At 58.7% G+C, this 18215-nt stretch carries 15 protein-coding genes; 8 read left to right on the top strand and 7 right to left on the bottom strand.

Annotated elements, in window-relative coordinates:
* Nucleotides 1-179 precede the first annotated feature (179 nt).
* Nucleotides 180-2114, bottom strand: coding sequence for a penicillin-binding protein 2 (gene mrdA, locus VGC62_RS25805; protein WP_331189913.1), 1935 nt, complete (start codon nt 2112-2114; stop codon nt 180-182).
* Between the two features lie 662 nt (nt 2115-2776).
* Between mrdA and VGC62_RS25800 the strand changes: the two genes are divergently transcribed.
* The 3 genes from VGC62_RS25800 to VGC62_RS25790 are packed head-to-tail and all read left to right on the top strand — an operon-like array spanning nt 2777 to nt 6516.
* Entirely contained in the window at nt 2777-3523 is a 747-nt protein-coding gene (locus VGC62_RS25800; RefSeq protein WP_331189912.1) for a gluconate 2-dehydrogenase subunit 3 family protein, read from the top strand.
* A 6-nt stretch (nt 3524-3529) separates the two neighbouring features.
* On the top strand, nt 3530-5293 hold the full coding sequence (locus tag VGC62_RS25795; protein ID WP_331189911.1) for a GMC family oxidoreductase: 1764 nt from the start codon (nt 3530-3532) through the stop codon (nt 5291-5293).
* Nucleotides 5290-6516, top strand: a complete 1227-nt coding sequence (locus VGC62_RS25790; RefSeq protein WP_331189910.1) for a cytochrome c — start codon at nt 5290-5292, stop codon at nt 6514-6516. The genes VGC62_RS25795 and VGC62_RS25790 overlap by 4 nt, the downstream gene beginning before the upstream one ends.
* A 164-nt stretch (nt 6517-6680) precedes the next feature.
* On the opposite strand, the gene VGC62_RS25785 is transcribed toward VGC62_RS25790, so the two are convergent.
* Nucleotides 6681-7085 carry a helix-turn-helix domain-containing protein gene (locus VGC62_RS25785; protein ID WP_331189909.1) on the bottom strand — a complete coding sequence of 135 codons (405 nt, stop codon included), beginning with the start codon at nt 7083-7085 and terminating at the stop codon, nt 6681-6683.
* A gap of 85 nt (nt 7086-7170) precedes the next feature.
* Between VGC62_RS25785 and VGC62_RS25780 the strand changes: the two genes are divergently transcribed.
* The 3 genes from VGC62_RS25780 (at nt 7171) to VGC62_RS25770 (ending at nt 9702) form a co-directional block, all read left to right on the top strand.
* On the top strand, nt 7171-8028 hold the full coding sequence (locus VGC62_RS25780; RefSeq protein WP_331189908.1) for an SDR family oxidoreductase: 858 nt from the start codon (nt 7171-7173) through the stop codon (nt 8026-8028).
* Nucleotides 8029-8268: 240 nt separating this feature from the next.
* Complete coding sequence (locus VGC62_RS25775) at nt 8269-8577, top strand: RcnB family protein (RefSeq protein WP_331189907.1); 309 nt, start codon at nt 8269-8271, stop codon at nt 8575-8577.
* Between the two features lie 192 nt (nt 8578-8769).
* Entirely contained in the window at nt 8770-9702 is a 933-nt protein-coding gene (locus VGC62_RS25770; protein ID WP_331189906.1) for an AEC family transporter, read from the top strand.
* Between the two features lie 39 nt (nt 9703-9741).
* Here VGC62_RS25770 and VGC62_RS25765 read toward each other — a convergent pair whose 3' ends face one another.
* Nucleotides 9742-10500, bottom strand: a complete 759-nt coding sequence (locus VGC62_RS25765) for an SDR family NAD(P)-dependent oxidoreductase (RefSeq protein WP_331189905.1) — start codon at nt 10498-10500, stop codon at nt 9742-9744.
* Between the two features lie 121 nt (nt 10501-10621).
* Here VGC62_RS25765 and VGC62_RS25760 point away from each other — a divergent pair, with 121 nt between their 5' ends.
* Complete coding sequence (locus VGC62_RS25760; protein WP_331189904.1) at nt 10622-11527, top strand: LysR family transcriptional regulator; 906 nt, start codon at nt 10622-10624, stop codon at nt 11525-11527.
* 122 nt (nt 11528-11649) lie between these two features.
* Here VGC62_RS25760 and VGC62_RS25755 read toward each other — a convergent pair whose 3' ends face one another.
* From VGC62_RS25755 to VGC62_RS25745, 3 genes are read right to left on the bottom strand one after another with little or no spacing between them, the layout of a single operon-like run.
* The gene (locus VGC62_RS25755) at nt 11650-12993 is read right to left on the bottom strand and encodes an MFS transporter (protein ID WP_331189903.1); all 1344 of its coding nucleotides are present in this window, start codon (nt 12991-12993) and stop codon (nt 11650-11652) included.
* A 55-nt stretch (nt 12994-13048) separates the two neighbouring features.
* Nucleotides 13049-14590, bottom strand: coding sequence for a class I adenylate-forming enzyme family protein (locus tag VGC62_RS25750; protein ID WP_331189902.1), 1542 nt, complete (start codon nt 14588-14590; stop codon nt 13049-13051).
* Between the two features lie 2 nt (nt 14591-14592).
* Nucleotides 14593-15771: an acetyl-CoA acetyltransferase gene (locus VGC62_RS25745; RefSeq protein WP_331189901.1), complete on the bottom strand. Its 1179-nt coding sequence runs from the start codon at nt 15769-15771 to the stop codon at nt 14593-14595.
* A 149-nt stretch (nt 15772-15920) separates the two neighbouring features.
* Here VGC62_RS25745 and VGC62_RS25740 point away from each other — a divergent pair, with 149 nt between their 5' ends.
* Nucleotides 15921-16493 carry a LuxR C-terminal-related transcriptional regulator gene (locus VGC62_RS25740; RefSeq protein WP_331189900.1) on the top strand — a complete coding sequence of 191 codons (573 nt, stop codon included), beginning with the start codon at nt 15921-15923 and terminating at the stop codon, nt 16491-16493.
* A gap of 153 nt (nt 16494-16646) precedes the next feature.
* Here VGC62_RS25740 and VGC62_RS25735 read toward each other — a convergent pair whose 3' ends face one another.
* Nucleotides 16647-18215 (bottom strand): GMC family oxidoreductase, encoded by a 1569-nt coding sequence (locus VGC62_RS25735; RefSeq protein WP_331189899.1) that lies wholly within the window; start codon nt 18213-18215, stop codon nt 16647-16649.

The following is an 18215-nucleotide window of genomic DNA, read 5'->3' as shown; positions in this document are numbered from 1 at the left end:
TGGTCACTCAATCTCGAATAGGCGCTGGCGAAGGCTGCGATTGCAAGGTGTCAGGCAAATGGCATCGCAGCCTTCGGCGGCTCCTACAAAAGACCGTAGGGGGTCAGTCAGGTATCGAGCGTTGTCTCACATCGACAAGTACCACCCTTCACAGTTCAGTGATTGCACCGATGTGCTCGTCACACATGCGGATCGCCCGTGGACTTGACCGGCGTCGCAAACTGTTGTTTTGGATTCACCGGCGGGGTATCCGGCGTGACGTATTGCTGCTTGAGGTGACCGTCTTGATCGAGCAGCCAGGCGTCGAGAATCTGCCGCACCACGGGGCCGGCCACACGACCGCCCGCCTCGCCGTTTTCGATCATCACCGAGACCACGATTTTAGGATGCGCTGCCGGTGCAAAGCCGACGAACAACGCGTTGTCGCGATGACGCTCCAGGGTTTTGTTTCGGTCATAGCGTTCGCCCTGTTTGATCGCCACCACCTGCGCGGTGCCGCTCTTGCCAGCGATACGGTATTGCGCGCCCTGGGCAGCGGCCCGTGCGATGCCGCGCGGGTCGTGCATCACCGACTGCATGCCATTGTTCACTTGATCCCACTCACGCGAATCGTGCAGCACGATGTTTGGCATCGGATGCTCGTCCACCGGCGCGACACCGCCGACGGTCTTCGCCAGATGCGGGCGATTCCACACGCCCTTGTTGGCGATCAGCGCGGTGGCCTGTGCCAATTGCAACGGCGTGACCTGCATGTAGCCCTGACCGATACCGAGGATCACGGTTTCGCCGGGGAACCAGGCCTGACGCCGGGTGGCGCGCTTCCACTCCTTGGACGGCATCAAGCCCGCCGACTCTTCGAACATGTCCAGCGAGACCTTCTGGCCAATGCCGAACATGGTCAGGTAGTCGTGCATGCGGTCGATGCCCAGCTTGTGCGCCAAGTCGTAGAAGTAGGTGTCGTTGGAGCGCATGATCGCTGCGTTCAAGTCCACCCAGCCATCGCCGCTGTGGTTCCAGTTGCGGTATTTGTGATCAAAATCCGGCAGCTGGAAATAACCGGGGTCGAATACCCGCGTCGACGGTGTGACCACGCCGCTGTCGAGCCCGGCAATCGCCACCTCCGGCTTGATCGTCGAACCCGGCGCGTAGAGCCCGCGCAGCACCCGGTTGAACAGCGGGCGGTCGACCGAATCGCGCAGTGCCGAGTACTCCTTGAAACTGATCCCGGTGACGAACAGGTTCGGGTCGAAACTGGGTTTGCTGACCATCGCCAGCACTTCGCCGGTCTCCGGGTCCAGGGCAACCACCGAACCTCGGCGATCGCCGAGCGCATCTTCAGCGGCTTCTTGCAGTTTGATATCGAGGCTCAAAACAATGCTTTTGCCCGCCACCGGATCGGTGTGGTTGAGCACCCGCAGCACGCGCCCCTGGGCGTTGGTTTCGACTTCTTCATAGCCCACATGGCCGTGCAGCTCGTTTTCGTAGAAACGCTCGATGCCGGTTTTACCGATGGACTGGGTGCCGCGGTACTCGACCTGATCGAGCTGGGTGGATTCCTTCTCGTTGATCCGCCCGACATAACCAATGGAGTGGGCGAAATGCGCGCCCATCGGGTAATGCCGCACGAACTGCGCCTCGACGTCCAGGCCGGGCAGGCGGAATTGATTGACTGCCAGCAAGGCGATTTGCTCCTCGGTCAGCTCATACAGCAGCGTGACCGGGACAAAACGATGCGGAGAGTTTTTCATGGCCTTGTCGAAGACGATGCGGTCTTCATCTGGCAGCTTGAGGATGCCCATCAGGGTTTCGATGACTTCGTGCCAGTCACCGGCGCGCTCGCGGGTCATGGTCAGGTTAAAGCTGGGCCGGTTATCGGCGAGGATCACCCCGTTACGGTCGTAGATCAGCCCGCGTTCAGGAGGAATGGGCAAGACGTGGACGCGGTTGTTTTCGGAGATTGTCGAGTGATAGGCGAATTCTGTGACCTGCAGGAAGTACATCCGGCAGACCAGGGCAACGCTCAGCAGGGCCACAAACACAGCACAAGCGATCAACCGCTTGTTGACCAGCCGTGTTTCCTTTTCGTGGTCCTTTAAGGGGATGGGATCAGGCATTTCTACAGCTTCTCGGTGAAGATTTGAACGGCGCACGACGCGTGCCGGGGAAAATCGACAGGGCACAAATGGCGTGCAAGATACCAAGAAGCGGGGGCTGTCATGGGCCGAACTTCATGAAAATCCTGTCAGGCTGGGCAAGTTCAGGTATTCAGGCCCCATTTCGTGGCCATTGTTTTGTTACGAGAAGCAACCCAATCAAGAAAAATTCCCAATACAGGCACTTCAAAAAAGTGCAGATCATCAGCCAGTAAATTTTTCAGCGTTCATCTGCTCTGTATCAGGATCACTTGATAATAAGCCTCTTGGCCTTTCAGGGCCTCTGCACTGCAATTGCACGGTAAACAGGCCCTGCGCACGACTATTACCAAATTGGTAATAGTTATTTACAAAAATCGTATGATGCAACCTTTCGTAACATATCTATTATTTGCCCTTCGCGTGAAAAAAGTCATTACAGGCAGGGGATACACCCACTTAGTGTGTGCCCTTTCCTCACCGGTTCGCTAGAGACTTAATGTCACACCCCGCGATGCAAAGAATCAGCTCGTTCGTCATTGTCACTTTCGAGCACCTAACCGTGAAATAACGCGATTACGCAGCTTACGCACGGGTCTACATGCCTATGGCCTGTGAAACAAGTGCGCTCGCAGGAGCCCTGAATGACAGATAAACCCAAAGGCCTCACCCGCAGGCAGTTGCTGAAGTCCTCCGCAACCTCCCTGGCCGTTGTCGGAGCAACGACCGCCAAGGCCGCCACCCTCGTCGGCATCCCGCAATGGGTGCCGTTCGACCATAACGGTCCCATGCACTATGAAACGCCGGGCTGGCAATTCTTCACAGCCGAGCAAGCCATCGCCGTTGAAGCCATAGTCGCCCGGCTGATTCCAGCAGACGACCTGAGCATCAGTGGCAAGGACGCAGGCTGCGCAGTGTTCATCGACCGGCAACTGGCCGGGGAGTACGGCACATTTTCGCGCCTGTACATGCAAGGCCCTTTCGCACCCGGTACGCCAACACAGGGCGATCAGTCGCCGTTGGTCCCGCGCGAGCGCTATCGCCTGGGCCTCGACGGTTTAGCCGCGTATTGCCAGAAAACCTTCCAGAAAACCTTTAGCGCCTTAAGTCCTGAACAACAGGACAGCGTGCTGGGCGGTATCGAAAAAGGTGAAATCGCACTGGACGGCATCGACGGCAAGCTGTTCTTCCAGCAAGTTCTGGCCAATACCATGGAGGGATTCTTTGCCGACCCGATCTACGGCGGCAATCGCGACATGGTGTCATGGAAGATGATCGGCTTCCCCGGCGCTCGTTATGACTACCGCGACTACATCGCACTGCATAACCAAAAGCTCGACCTCGTGCCGCTTTCCATCATTGGCAGCTCCGCCTGGAACAAGAAGGGTTAATTCGACATGGCCAAAAAACTACCTTCCACGGACGTCGTGGTTGTCGGGCTCGGCTGGGCCGGATCCATCATTGCCAACGAGCTCGCCGATGAGGGCCTGAACATCATTGGCTTCGAGCGCGGCCCGTGGCGTGACACAGCTTCGGACTTCAACCTGGCGTCAGCGACCGATGAGCTACGTTATTCGCGCCGCCAGGAACTGATGCTAAGGACCCGACAAAACACCACCACCATGCGCAACAGCCTGACAGAGACAGCGCTACCCATGCGCACCTGGGGTTCGTTTCACCCCGGCAACGGCACGGGCGGCGCGGGCAATCACTGGGCGGGCATCACATTTCGGTTCCAGCCCCATGAGTTCCGCCTGCACAGCTACCTCACCGAACGCTACGGTAAGGAGTTATCGCCCGAACTGACCCTGCAGGATTGGGGCACTACCTGGGAGGAAATGGAGCCGCACTACACCAGCTTCGACCGTTTGGCAGGCGTGTCCGGCAAGGCTGGCAACATCAATGGGGTGATCCAGGAAGGTGGCAACCCGTTCGAGGGCCCTCGATCCGAGGAGTACCCTAATCCGCCGACTGCCCAGACCTACGCACCGACACTGTTCGCCGAAGCCGCGAGGAATCTGGGCTACAAGCCGTTCCCGGTGCCGTCGGCGCTGGTGTCGAGGGCATACACCAACTCCTTGGGCGTGACCATGGGCGCCTGCACCTTCTGTGGTTTCTGCACCAACTACGGTTGCGCCAACTACTCCAAGGCCAGCGCTATCACCACTGTCCTGCCGGTGCTGATTCGCAAGCCGAATTTCACCGCCAAAACCAATTGCGAGGTGATCCGGGTAGTCATGGACAACACCGGCACCAAGGCTACCGGCATCGTCTATATGGACAGCAATGGCGACGAATACGAACAACCGGCCGATCTGGTGGTGATCAGCGCGTTCATTTTCGAAAACGTGCGCCTGATGCTGCTCTCAGGCGTCGGCAAGCCTTATGACCCCGTCACCAACACCGGCACCACGGGCCGTAATTACGCCTACCAGACCGCCAACAGCGTGAAAATGTTCTTCGATGACAAGAACTTCAACCCGTTCATCGGGGGCGGTGCCATTGGCATGGGCATCGATGAGTTCAACAACGACAATTTCGACCACTCCGGTCTGGGGTTCGTCGGCGGCGGCAGCACTCGCGTGACGCCAATCGGCGCCGCTCCGATCGATTCGCGCCCAGTGCCACCCGGCACGCCAGCGTGGGGTTCGGCGTGGAAAAAAGCCACGGTGCAAAGTTACGCCAGCACCATGTCCATCGGTTGCGAGGCCAGCAGCTACTCAACGCGGACCAATTATTTGTCCCTGGACCCCACCTACAAGGATCCGTTGGGCCGACCCTTGCTGCGGATCACGTTCGACTTCTCGGAGAACGACCGCAAGATGGCCGCTTATGTGACGTCGAAGGTCGGTGAAATCGCCAAGAGCATGAACCCGCGGCAGATGGTTCCCAACGCGCAGACCGGGCATTGGAACAGCGCGCCGTATCAGTCGTCGCATATCGTCGGCGGCTTCATCATGGGCGCTGATCCCAAAACCAGCTCGGTGAACAAGCACCTGCAAGTGTGGGGCGTACCAAACCTGTTCGTGGTGGGCTCATCGGCCTTCCCGCAGAACCCAGGCTATAACCCGACCGGCACGGTTGCCGCGCTGGCATTCAAAGCCGCACAAGCCATCCGCACGCGCTACCTCAAGCGCCCAGGGGAGATGATCAGCGTATGAAGACTCTCCTGACCGTGTGTGCAGGCGTTATCGGCCTGTCCCTGAACATCGCGCAAGCTGCCACCGGCGCCGACTCCTACAACCTCGTGGAAAAAGGCCGTTATCTGGCCACCGTCGGCGACTGTACAGCGTGTCATACCCTGCCGGGCAAACCTCTATTCTCTGGCGGTGTGATTCTCGACACGCCGTTCGGCAAGCTGGCCGGCGCCAACATCACGCCAGACCCCGTCAACGGTATTGGTCGCTGGACCTTCGATGACTTCCAGAAGGTCATGTCCAAAGGCCACAGCCTGGACGGCAAACTGCTATACGGCGCCATGCCGTACACGGCCTACACCAAAGTCCGTCGCGAAGATAACCAGGCGATATTTGCGTACCTGCAAACCATCGATCCGGTGGACAACAAGGTTGAAACCAATCAGTTGCCCTTCCCCTTCAACGTGCGCACCAGCTTGATTGGCTGGAACCTGCTCAATTTCAAAGAGGGTGAATTCAAGCCCCATCCCGATAAGTCCGAGCAATGGAACCGCGGCGCCTATCTGGTCGAAGGCCTGGCGCACTGTGGCACCTGCCACACACCCAAGGGGCTGACTGGCGGAGACAAGAACGACCAGTTCCTTATGGGTGCCAACCTGCAAGGCTGGGTCGCACCGAACATCACCACCAATGCTCACGACGGCATTGGCGCGTGGAGTGAGGACGACATCATCAAATACCTGAAGACGGGCGCCAACCGCTTCGATATCGCTTCGGGCCCCATGGCCGAAGAAGTCGAGCACTCGTCGCAACACTGGAAAGACGAGGACTTGATGGCTGTCGCGGTGTATCTCAAAGACGGCGCCAAGCCAGCCGAACCGCCAAAACCCTTGGCGGCCAACGATGCAGCAATGGTCGCCGGCAAGGCGATCTACGCTGACAGGTGCTCGGCCTGCCACACACCAAACGGTGAAGGGGCCGAGCACCTGTTCCCGAAACTGGCTGCAGCACCACTGATCAACAGCAACGATCCGTCGTCGTTGATCCGAGTGGTACTGGCGGGCAGTCGTGCAGGCGCAACCGATGCAGCACCCACCGCGCCGGCGATGCCGGCATTCGGCTGGAACCTGTCGGATGACAATGTCGCCAATGTCCTCACTTACGTGCGAAACACCTGGGGCAATGCCGCTCCTGCGGTATCGAGCAGTGACGTGAAAGAGATGCGTGAACAGTTAAGACCGAAGTAAGACTCAACTGTCAGTGCGATAAAACCGCCCGGTTGCAGCGATGGAACCGGGCGGTTACTGCCTTTGGCGCAAGCATCGATGCTTACTGACGTTGCCCTTGTGGGGCGACTGAGGGTCGGTTTTCCGACATCACCCGTCGATGTGAAAGACTCAATGTGGACGAGCTATACAGCTCGCTCCTGCCGAACTTGCATGATCCGTGGCAGGTTTGCCTCGATCCAACTGGCCAGACCATCCACCTGCGCCGCCACGTCTTCGCCCAACTCGGTCAGCCGGTATTCGACATGCGGCGGCACCACGGGCAACGCCTTACGATCAACAAAGCCGTCGTGTTCCAGGCTTTGCAACGTTTGCGACAGCATTTTTTCACTGATGCCGCCGATCTTGCGCCGTAGTTCACTGAACCGGTGCATGCCATCGCGCAACACCACCAGCACTAACACCCCCCAACGGCTGCACACGTGATTGAGTACCTCACGGGACGGACAGTTGCGGTCCAGCACTTCGCCCATTCGCAGCCTCATCAATGACGCAGTATTTTCAGGCCCTACGCTCAACTTATCGTTCATGACACTTACCTTTGCGTACGTACTTACCAAAGGTTAGCACTATGTCTATGCTGGTGACTCACTTCACTGCCATGAGGAAACCAGCATGTTCGTTATTACCGGTGCCACCGGCCAATTGGGCCGTCTTGTTATCGATCAATTGCTGCAACACGTTCCTGCCTCACGGATCATCGCCGCCGTGCGCAGCCCGGAAAAAGCCGCCGACCTCGCGGCCAAGGGGGTGCAGGTGCGCCACGCCGATTATTCCCAACCGGCAACCCTGGACACTGCATTCAACGGTGCGAAAAAAATCCTGTTGATCTCCTCCAACGAACTCGGCCAGCGCGCCACTCAACACAAGGCCGTTATCGACGCCGCCAAGCGTGCAGGCGTTGAACTGCTGGCCTACACCAGCGTGTTGCACGCCGATACTTCAGCCCTGGAACTGGCTGAAGAACATCGCCAGACGGAAGATGCAATTGGTAACAGCGGCGTGCCGTCGGCGATTCTGCGCAACGGCTGGTACACCGAAAACTACACGGCCGCGATCACCAACGATATTGCCCATGGCGCACATTTCGGTTGCGCCGGTGAAGGGCGTATCAGTTCAGCCCCGCGCGCCGATTACGCGGCGGCGGCGGTGGCAGTCCTGACCTCAAGCGCACCACAGGCTGGGCGCGTATACGAGTTGGCCGGCGATGAGGCATACACGCTCAGCGAGTTTGCCGCGCAGATCGCGTTGCAATCAGGTAAACCGGTGGTCTACACCAATCTCCCCGAAGCCGACTACAAAGCTGCGTTATCACAAGCCGGTTTGCCGGAGGTCGTTGCGCAATTGCTGGCCAATTCCGATAGCGCGGCGAGCACCGGCGCGCTATTCGATGACAGCCGAGCGCTGAGCAAACTGATCGGTCGGCCAACCACGCCTTTGGCGGTGACAATCGCCGAGTCATTGGTTGAGTAGCACACCATCCACCTCCTATCTGTAGATACTCTGTTGCCGGTCAAGCTTTTAGCAGGTGTTTTCCGCTGAAAAGCGTGGCCGTATCAGATGCTTCACCGCTGCGCAGGGTGTATGTCTTCAATGTGGCGGGTGATCAGTTTTGCTAGTGCGACCTCGTGCCCCCAACAATCACTGAATGATTTGCGCCCTCAGCGGTCGGAGCTATTGAACAGGGCATTACGCACTGGATAAGGAGCTTGTATGAACAGCAAATCGCTCATCGCCTGTATGGCAATCCTTGGCTGCGTTTCTGTCACCAGCCTGTCGGTGCAGGCAGCAGATGCGCCGGAGCAAAAAGTCCAGCAGTCCAAAGACAACCTGCGCGAGCTGGAAACAGGTGACCGCGCGCCCGAGAAATTTCAGCGCCCTGGTGCCGCTATCAAAAACTGGAAAGCCAAAGGGCTGCACGAGCCGGCCAAGGAGAGCCAGTGGGTGCTGATTCATAACAAATACGTGCAGGTGCAAACCACCAACGGTCAGATCACTGACATCGTTCCGGTCAAGAAATAAACCCGCCTGACGCACTCAACTGCCCGGACTGTCCGGGCATTTTCATGCCTGCGCTTGGCAATCGCGCAGGTCCGCAGCATGGCTCGGTGGGGCTGCATGAAAGCCGTCGCCAACAGGCAAGAAAGATTGGACGCTAACGATTTCCAACCTTAACCTTGCTCGCTTGTTTGCTGCGTTATAGGCCCAGGTCCGATGTCGTCTGTCTTGAACGTGCTGTTGCCGATCTTCGCGTTGATTCTCGTTGGCTATTTATGTCGCCGAACCAATCGCCTTGGGCCCACGGCCGCTTCGGAAATCAACCGGATGGTGGTCTGGCTGTGCCTGCCGGCCTTGCTGTTTACAGCCACTGCAACCGCGACCTGGGAACAGATCTGGCATCCAGGTTTCGTTGCCGTATTCACCCTGAGTACGCTGGCAATATTTGTACTCACGCTGATTCTGCGTAGAAAAAAAGCCGGGCATTTCGCCGACGCCAGCATTGATGCGCTCAGCGCTTCTTACGCCAACACCGGTTATATCGGCATCCCGCTGTGCGTGATGGTGCTGGGCGACAGTGGGCTGGAACCAGCCCTGATTGCGTCGTTGCTGGTGGTCTGTGTGCTGTTCGCAATGGCGCTGGTGTGCATCGAAATCGGCTTGCAGAGCGAAGCCCATGTGCATCGCATCGTGTTGAAAGTGCTGATGGCGCTGGCGAAAAATCCACTGGTGGTGTCGCCCATCCTCGGCGCTTGCTGGGCCGCGACCGGCGTAGCGCTACCCAGCGCACTGGACAAATTCCTGCATTTGCTGGGGGCGGCAACCACCCCGTGCGCGTTGATCTCGCTGGGCCTGTTCCTTGCGCATAAACAACAAGGCCCGCGCCAGGGCACGAGCCTTTTGGTGCTGATCAAACTGATCGTCCATCCGCTGCTGACGTGGTTCCTGGCGTATCGGGTGTTTCATCTACCGCCGCTGTGGGCCAACTCAGCATTGCTGCTGAGCGCCCTGCCCACCGGCACAGGTCCTTTCATGCTCGCCGAGTACTACAAGCGCGAAGCGTCGGTGGTTTCGAGCACAATACTGATCTCGACGCTGGGCTCGTTGATAACCTTGTCGCTGTGCATTTATTACATTAAGGGCAGCTAGAAGCTTCAAGCTACAAGCTGTAAGAGCAAGCGCTGCCGCTCAGACAAACATGCCGCCCGACGCTTCGATGCGCTGTGCGGTAATCCACTTGCCGCCATCGCCCAAGAGCATCGCGACAGCCGCACCGATATCGTCCGGCTGCCCTGCCCGTCCCAGCGCCGTATTTGCCGCGACCCAGGCGTTGACGTCCGGATTGTCCCGAACCGTGCCGCCACCGAAATCAGTGGCAATTGCGCCGGGGGCCAGGCTGTTGACGTTGATCCCGCGCGGGCCTAATTCATTGGCCAGATAGCGCGTCCAGACCTCCACGGCACCTTTCATGGCTGCGTACGCCACATAACCCACTGGGGAGAATCGGGTCAGACCGCTGCTGATGTTGATAATCCGTCCGCCGTCGGCAATCAACGGCAGCAGTTTCTGGGTCAGGAAGAACGAGCCTTTGAGATGCACGTTCACCAGTTGGTCGAACTGCGCCTCAGTGGTTTCAGCGAAGCTGGCGCGTGCGGCAACCCCGGCGTTGTTCACCAGAAAATCAAAACGATCGGCCTTGAAAAAAGCGCTCAACACAGCAGCCACTTGCCCCACAAACCCTTCGAAACGGCTGCTGTCACCCACGTCTAATTGCAGCATCTTTACCCGACCACCGAGAGCCTCGATTTCAGCGATGACGTTTTGTGCTTCAGCGACGTTGCTGTGGTAGGTGCCGATGATGTCGACGCCCTGTGCCGCCAGATGCAGTGCTGCACTCTTGCCGAGGCCACGGCTGGCACCGGTAATGATCGCGATTTTGTTGCTCATGGTTGATTCCTCAAGTGGCTGTTCAGCGAATGAAGAAAAGCTTATTGTTCGCCCGTCATTCGATAAATACACCACAATCGAAATAACTGATCGCCTCAGGCGAACAATAACAGGCGTTTGAATGAACAAGCTGGAGCTGTTGAAAACCTTCGTTCGTGTCGCCGAACTGTCCAGTTTTACTCAGGCCAGTGAATCGCTGGGCCTGCCTCGCTCCACGGTGTCGGAACAAATCCGCCTGTTGGAGAACTTGCTCGGCACGCGTTTGCTACAACGCACAACGCGCAAGGTGCAAACGACTCCAGACGGCCAGGTATTGTATGAGCGCAGCAAGGACGTGCTGGCGCAAATGGATGAGTTGGAAAGCCTGTTTCGCAACGACGATGCGGCCCTCAGTGGCCGCTTGCGGGTCGACATGCCGACAGCCTTCGCACGAACAATCGTGATGCCGAGGGTCAGTGAGTTCATTGCGCGTCATCCACTGATCGAACTGGAAATCAGCAGCACCGATCGCCGCGTTGACCTGGTGCGCGAAGGGTTCGACTGTGTGATGCGGGTGGGTGAGTTACCCGACACGACGCTGGTGGCCCGGCACGTGGGCTACTTTCCGATGGTTAACGTGGTCAGCGCCGGTTATGCAAAGGTGCATGGCGTGCCGCAGACATTGGACGATCTGCAACAGCATTGGCTGATTAACTATGTGTTGACCTTTAGCGCCAGCACGGCGGCTTTCGAGTATCACCAGGACGGAAAAGACCACAGCGTGGTCATGCCTTGCAGCGTCACGGTGAACAATATCGAGGCGTATGAGGCGGGTTGTCTGGGCGGATTGGGCATTATTCAAGCACCGCGCATGGCAAAACAGGCAGCCATCGACAGCGCCGAGCTGATTGAAGTGCTGCCCGACTACCTGCCCTCGCCGATGCCGGTGTCCTTGCTCTACGCCCACCGGCGGCATCTGCCCGCACGTTGCCGGGCATTCATGCAATGGATGGAGGGGTTGCTTCATGAGTATGGCGCGGTGGATTGAAGTCAGCCCATTTCTGGCAACGCTCATCAGTTCTGCGGCGACAGCATTCTGTAACAGCCAACGTGCTGGCGAAGCAGTCGGCGCGATGGGTCAGTCACACTGTCTCGCGAACACGTTCACGCCTACAGGGCCTCTGATCGTGTCAACGTCGTTGCGGACGCATCCGACTGAACATCTACCGCTCCCGAACACGCCACGAAATCGTCTTGGCGCAACACCGTCAGCGCGATCAGCGACACCACTCCGGTGCTGATGTAGAAATACCACGGCGAGCTGATGTCGCCGGTTTGCTGGATCAGCCAGGTTGAAATGAACGGCGCGCTGCCGCCAAACACCGCCACTGGCACGTTATAGGCCACCGCGATGCCGGTCGAACGGATTCGAGTCGGCAACAGTTCGCTCATCGTGGCGTAAGTCGACGAGGCATACAGCCCGAAGGTAATCGCCACCGCCATCAACGGGAAGAAGAACGATGCGGGTGTTGCCGTCGGCGCAGCCTTGAAGAACCAGTACATCGCCATGGTCGCTAATACCCCGACCACCATCAAAAACGGTTTGCGCCCGTATTTATCGGTAAACGCCCCGCCCAACGGCATGACAAACGCTGCCGACAGGCTGGCAATGAACACGTAGAACAACGTCGTGCCGCTGTCGAACTTGAGAATGCGCGACATGTAGGTCGACGCGAACGTCAGCACCAGATAAAAGATCGAGCTGTGCAGGGTGATGATGAAAAACACCAGAGCAATCGCCCGTTTCCATTGCCAGACTTCACGCAACGGCGCCTTGGAGGTTTCCCCGGCTTTTTGCAGCGCCAGGAATTCTGGGCTGTCTTCGAGCTTGAGGCGGATGTACATCGAAATCAGGCCCATGGGACCCGCGAACAGGAACGGAATCCGCCACCCCCAGGACTGCATGGTGTCGGCGCCCAATGCCCAGGTCATGCCGTTCGCCACCGCGCCGCCCAACACCAGCCCCAGCACGGCAGTGACCATCAGCCAACAGGTAGAAAACCCGCGACGACCCGGCCCTGCGTATTCTGAAATGAAACTGGTGATGGTGCCGATTTCACCCCCCGCCGAGAAACCCTGCACGCAGCGGATCAGCACCAACAGGATGGGCGCGGCGATCCCGATGGACGCATAGGTCGGTAACAGTCCCAGCAGGCAGGTCGAACCGGCCATCATGAACAACACGGTAATCAATGTTTTGCGCCGACCAATCTTGTCGGCCAGAGGCCCGAAAAACAGTCCGCCCAACGGCCGAATGAAAAAGCTCAACGCGAACGCGGCAAAACTGCTGAGCAAACTGGTGGTTGGATTATCCGAAACGAAGAACGCCTGACCGATATACACGGCCAGAAACCCATACACGCCATAGTCATACCATTCGATGAGATGACCGGACGTCGCACCGATAAACGCACGTCGCCGTTGCCGAGCCGGGTTGTGTTGTCGAGTAGCCATCGTTGTATTCCTGTCTTTGTTTTTATTGATGGAAAACAGTCATGAGAAACGCAGTTCACGGTGCAGCGGCGGTGCTCGCGGCCTCCTTGAGCCACAGACGCAAATCGGTTTTGAGGATCTTTCCGTAGCTGTTCTTTGGCAGCTCGGCGCGAAACACGTACTTCTTCGGTTTCTTGAACGAAGCCATGCGCTCGACGAACCAAGCGTTCAGCGCGCGCTCTTCGAGCAGGCTCCGATCACGGGCCACGACGAACGCCACTACCGACTCGCCCCACTCAGGGTCCGGCTCGCCCACCACACAGACTTCAAACACATCCGGGTGCAGCGCCAGCACCTCCTCCACCTCGCGGGGGTAGACGTTGCTGCCACCGGAAATGATCACATCCTTGGAACGATCGGTCAGGGTCAGGTAACCCTCATGGTCGAGATAGCCGATGTCGCCGGTGAACAGCCAACCGTCCACCAGCGCCTCACGGGTCGACGCTTCGTTACGCCAGTAACCCTGCATCACCGTGGCGCCACGCACCGCGATTTCGCCAGACTGCCCGGTGGCAAGTGGCTTGCGCTCAGCATCGACGATGCGAATCTCGACGCAGGATTGCGCCAGCCCCACCGACGACGCCAGCCGCACCCACTGCGGATGAGTACGATCAGCGATCACTTCGCGAGGCAACGCACTGACAGTCATCGGGCTTTCACCCTGGCCATAGATCTGCACCAGCCGGGAGCCGAAGGTGTCGACTGCGTCCTGCAAATCCGCCAGATACATCGGCGCGCCACCATAGACAATGGTTTTGATGCCTTCGCCGCCATAACCTTGTTGCCGGGCCTGGCCGACAATGCGCTTGACCATCGTCGGTGCAGCGAACAGCGTCACGTCGCCCAAGGTAGTCGCCAGTTCAAACAGCTCGGCGGCCTTGAACCCTCGGGACGCTGGCACGACATGCCGTGCGCCGCAGCGCACATGAATGAAGTTGTACAACCCGGCACCGTGGGACATTGGCGCGGCATACACCACCGCGTCGGCGGCGCTCACCGCATCGACGTCAACCGGGTAACACAGCGACATGGCCATCAAATTGCCGTGGGACAACATCACGCCCTTGGAGCGTCCAGTGGTGCCAGAGGTATAAAACAGCCAGGCCAGATCGTCGGCATGCCGTGGAGTGGGCGCCGCGACAGACAACGGTTCGATACGGTGATCAACAGAGCCTCGCAGCCCTGCCAATTCACTACACCCTTCGGGCAGTTCGCCCTGCGCAAACTGCTCGCCATCGTCAGTGAAGATCAACCGTGCTTCGGCGTTCCCGGCGATCCAGGCCGCTTCGTTACGGTGCAATTTGCAGTTGATCGGCACGGCGATAGCACCGACCCACCAGATCGCATAGAACAGCTCCAGATATTGGCAGCAGTTTTTCATGAACAACGCCACGCGATCACCGGCCTGAATACCGTGTTGCTCGCTCAGTTCGCTCGCCAGCGCTCGCACGTGATCGGCGAAACGCTGATAATCGGCCACTTGCCGGTCGCCCTCGAACAAGGCAGGTCGTGTGGGCCAGCGGTGAGCGGCATCGTTCAGCCAATTGGCAATGTTCATCCCTATGCCCTCCGCGCCTGAAGCACCGAGGCGTAATTGGCCACGGCCATGCCCCCCATGTTGAACAGCAGACCGAACTCGGCCTCCGGTACAGCAATGCCGATGGGGTCGCCCGTCAGTTGCCGAAACGCCATGGCGTGCATCGACACCCCCGTCGCACCGACAGGGTGCCCCTTGGCCTTGAGCCCACCGGACAGGTTGACCGGCAATCGCCCGCCCGCCTGCACGATGCCGTCGCCCAGCGCCCGATGGCCCTCGCCGCGTGGCGCCAGCCCCATGGCTTCGTAGATCAGCAGTTCGGCGATGGTGAAACAGTCGTGAACCTCGGCGAAATTGATGTCGCTCAGCGTCACACCAGCCTTGTGCAACGCTGCATGAATCGCCCGTCGCGGGCCTTCGAATGCCAACAGGTCGCGCTGGGCGATGGGCAGGAAATCGTTGACCTGGGTGGCTGCACGAATCACCACCTCGCGGCGGAACTGCCTGGCACGTTCGGCCGAGGCCAAGACAATGGCAGCAGCGCCGTCGGTGATCAGCGAGCAATCGGTCAGACGCAAGGGCTCGGCGATGTAGGGGTTGCTGTCGGACACGTTGTTGCAATGCTCGAAGGTCATTGCCTTGTGCATCTGCGCCAAGGGATTGGCCAGGGCATTGGCATGATTCTTCGTTGCAATCATCGCCATCGACGCCAGCGGACTTTGATAGCGCTGCCGATACTGCCCGGCAGCCAGGCCGAACAGCTGCGGAAAACTTAAACCGGCCTCTTCGAGGTCGTTTTGATACCCCGCGCCGGCCAAGGATTGGGTCACCTGTGCCGTGGTGTTGGAGGTCATTTTCTCAGCGCCGACCACCAGTACCAATTCTGCCGAACCGGACAGAATGGCGTTGATCCCGGCATGGATCGCCGCTGAGCCCGAGGCACAGGCGTTTTCGCAGCGGGTGGCAGGCTTGAAGCGCAACGCGGGATCGGCTTGCAGCACCAACGAAGCGGGGAAGCCGTCCGGGACCAGGCCTGAGTTGAAGTGACCGAGGAATATCGCATCGATTTGCGAGGCGTCGATAGCGGCGTCGATCAGGGCTTCGCGGGTGACCTGCACGATCAGGTCTTCAAGGGTCGAGTCGCTCAGACGCCCAAAACGGCTGTGTCCGGCAGCGACGATAGAAACGGTGTCATTGGCCATTGTTATTTTTCCTTCGCAGGTGACAGGCGTTCCCTACAATGGCCCACAGCAAAGTCGGCTCGCTAGTTCGTGCAACTACGTATAGGGATGAGTAGCCAACGTGACCGATACTGCGACCACTCCCAATAAAAAAGCGGCAGGACTGCCCTATGAAAGATCAAGCCCGGCAATTGGAAGACCTTGAGCGACTGGCGTTTCAGGTGTCACCCGCGCCTCAGGTCATCACCGGCAACCGCCGCATGCTTGACCTTAATGTGGCGTTTCTCGATCTGTTTGGATTCAAACGTGACGACTTGATAGGCGAGCTGATCCTCAAGCTCTACCCGTCTCAGGCCGATTACAAAGCGATTGGCGAACGCAGCCTGAGCTGGCTGCTGCATAGCAAAAACGGCGCTTATTCCGACGAACGCTTCATGCAGCACCACAGCGGCGAGGTGTTCTGGGCCCGCGCTAACGGCTACACCCTGACGCCGGATGATCCATTTCAGTTGATGGTCTGGCATTTCGAACGCATGGACCGCGCGTTTCGAGCCACGGTCAACCTGACACCCCGGGAGCGCGAAATCTCGGCCCACATCGTCAACGGCCTGACCTGCAAGGAAATCGGCCGCAAGCTGGATATTTCCCACCGCACGGTCGAAGTCCACCGGGCTCGCCTGATGAAGAAGCTACAGGCCAAGAACAGCGCGGAGCTGGTGTCGAAGATCATTGTGTTGAATTGAGTGTTGAGCGGCGTGGCAATCTGAACGCGATCCTGTTCAGGCTGTGTTGGAGCGAGGCTCGCCCGCGAAGAGGCCGTAAATCCGAAAAATCTCTAGTGCCTGTCACTCAGCCCCTCGCGGGCGAGCCTCGCTCCAACGGTCTGGGGGCAACCGTTAAATCGCCTTTGACTTCAACGCATCCGCAATGAACTCCGCCTGACGAATCGCCAGCGTCACGATGGTCAAGGTCGGGTTCTCGCCAGCGCTGGTGGTGAACTGGCTACCGTCTGAGATGAACAGATTAGGGACCTCATGGCTTTGCCCGTGACTGTTGCAGACGCCGTCCTGAGCCTTGGCGCTCATGCGGCAGGTGCCCAGGTTGTGGGTCGACGGATACGGTGGCACCCGATGGACCTTAAGTGCCCCCACCGATGAATACAGCTTTTCGCCCTGCACGAATGCATGCTCACGCATCGCTAAATCATTGGGGTGGTCGTCGTAATGCACGTTCGCCACCGGCATGCCGTAACGGTCTTTGACCGCGTCGTTGAGCGTCACCCGGTTGTTTTCCTGGGGCATGTCTTCACCGACGATCCACATCCCCGCCATGTTGCTGTATTGGTCCATGACGCGGGTGAAATCCCGACCCCACGCCCCAGGATCGAAAAACGCGGCGAGGAACGACGGCCCGAGTGAAATGGTTTCCATCTCATAGCCGCCGACAAATCCGCGCTCGGGTTTGTGGTGGATTTCATCACTGATGATCCCGGCCATGATGGTTCCACGATAGAAATGCACGGGCTCCTGAAACTCGGCAAACACGCTGCCGGTGGTGTGGCGCATATAGTGTTTGCCAACCATCCCGGAGCCGTTGCCTAACCCCTGAGGGAAGAGGCTGCTGGACGAATTGAGCAACAGCCTAGGGGTTTCGATGGAGTTGCCCGCCACCGCGACTACGCGCGCTTTCTGGCGCTGCATCACACCGGCGGAATCGGCATAAACCACTGCGTTGACCCGGCCCTTGTCGTCGTGCTCGATACGAATCGCTTGCGATCCCGGCCGCAGATCCAGTTTGCCTGTCGCTTCGGCAGCGGGGATTTCGGTGTACAGCGTCGACCACTTCGCACCCATCTTGCAGCCCTGAAAACAAAAGCCCAGTTGCTGACAGGATGCGCGCCCGTCGCGGGGTTTGCTGTTGATCGCCATGTGCCCGGTGGAGCACTCCTTGTAGCCGATTTTTTGCGCGCCGTTGTACATCACTTTGAAGTTATTGTTGCCGGGCAAGCCGGCGATGTCATGGGTCCGGGTCACGCCCATTTTGTCCTCGGCGCGAGCGTAATACGGCTCCATTTGCGCCAGCGTGATCGGCCAGTCCAGCAGGTTGGCGCCATTGACCTGACCGTAGGTTTGCAGCGCGCGGAACTCATGCTCCTGAAAACGCAGGCTTGCGCCCGCCCAATGCGTGGTAGTGCCGCCGACGGTCTTGCAGATCCATGCCGGCAGGTTGGGGAAATCCTTGGCGACCCGCCAGGAGCCGGACGTAGTGCGCGTATCGCCCCAGGACAGTTGGGCAAACGAAGGCCATTCATCGTTGATGAAGGTAGCGGTCGATTGACGTGCCCCTGCTTCGAGCAACACCACCGGAACACCTTTTTGGCACAGTTCGTTGGCCAGGGTGCCACCACCGGCACCGGAACCAATGATCACCACTACCGAATCGTCGTCAAACGTGTAAGTCGTCAT

The sequence above is a fragment of the Pseudomonas sp. genome, from assembly GCF_036404235.1.
GTDB lineage: Bacteria > Pseudomonadota > Gammaproteobacteria > Pseudomonadales > Pseudomonadaceae > Aquipseudomonas.
The sequence above is the reverse complement of the archived record's forward strand: the minus strand, read 5'-3'. Positions and strand labels throughout refer to the sequence as shown.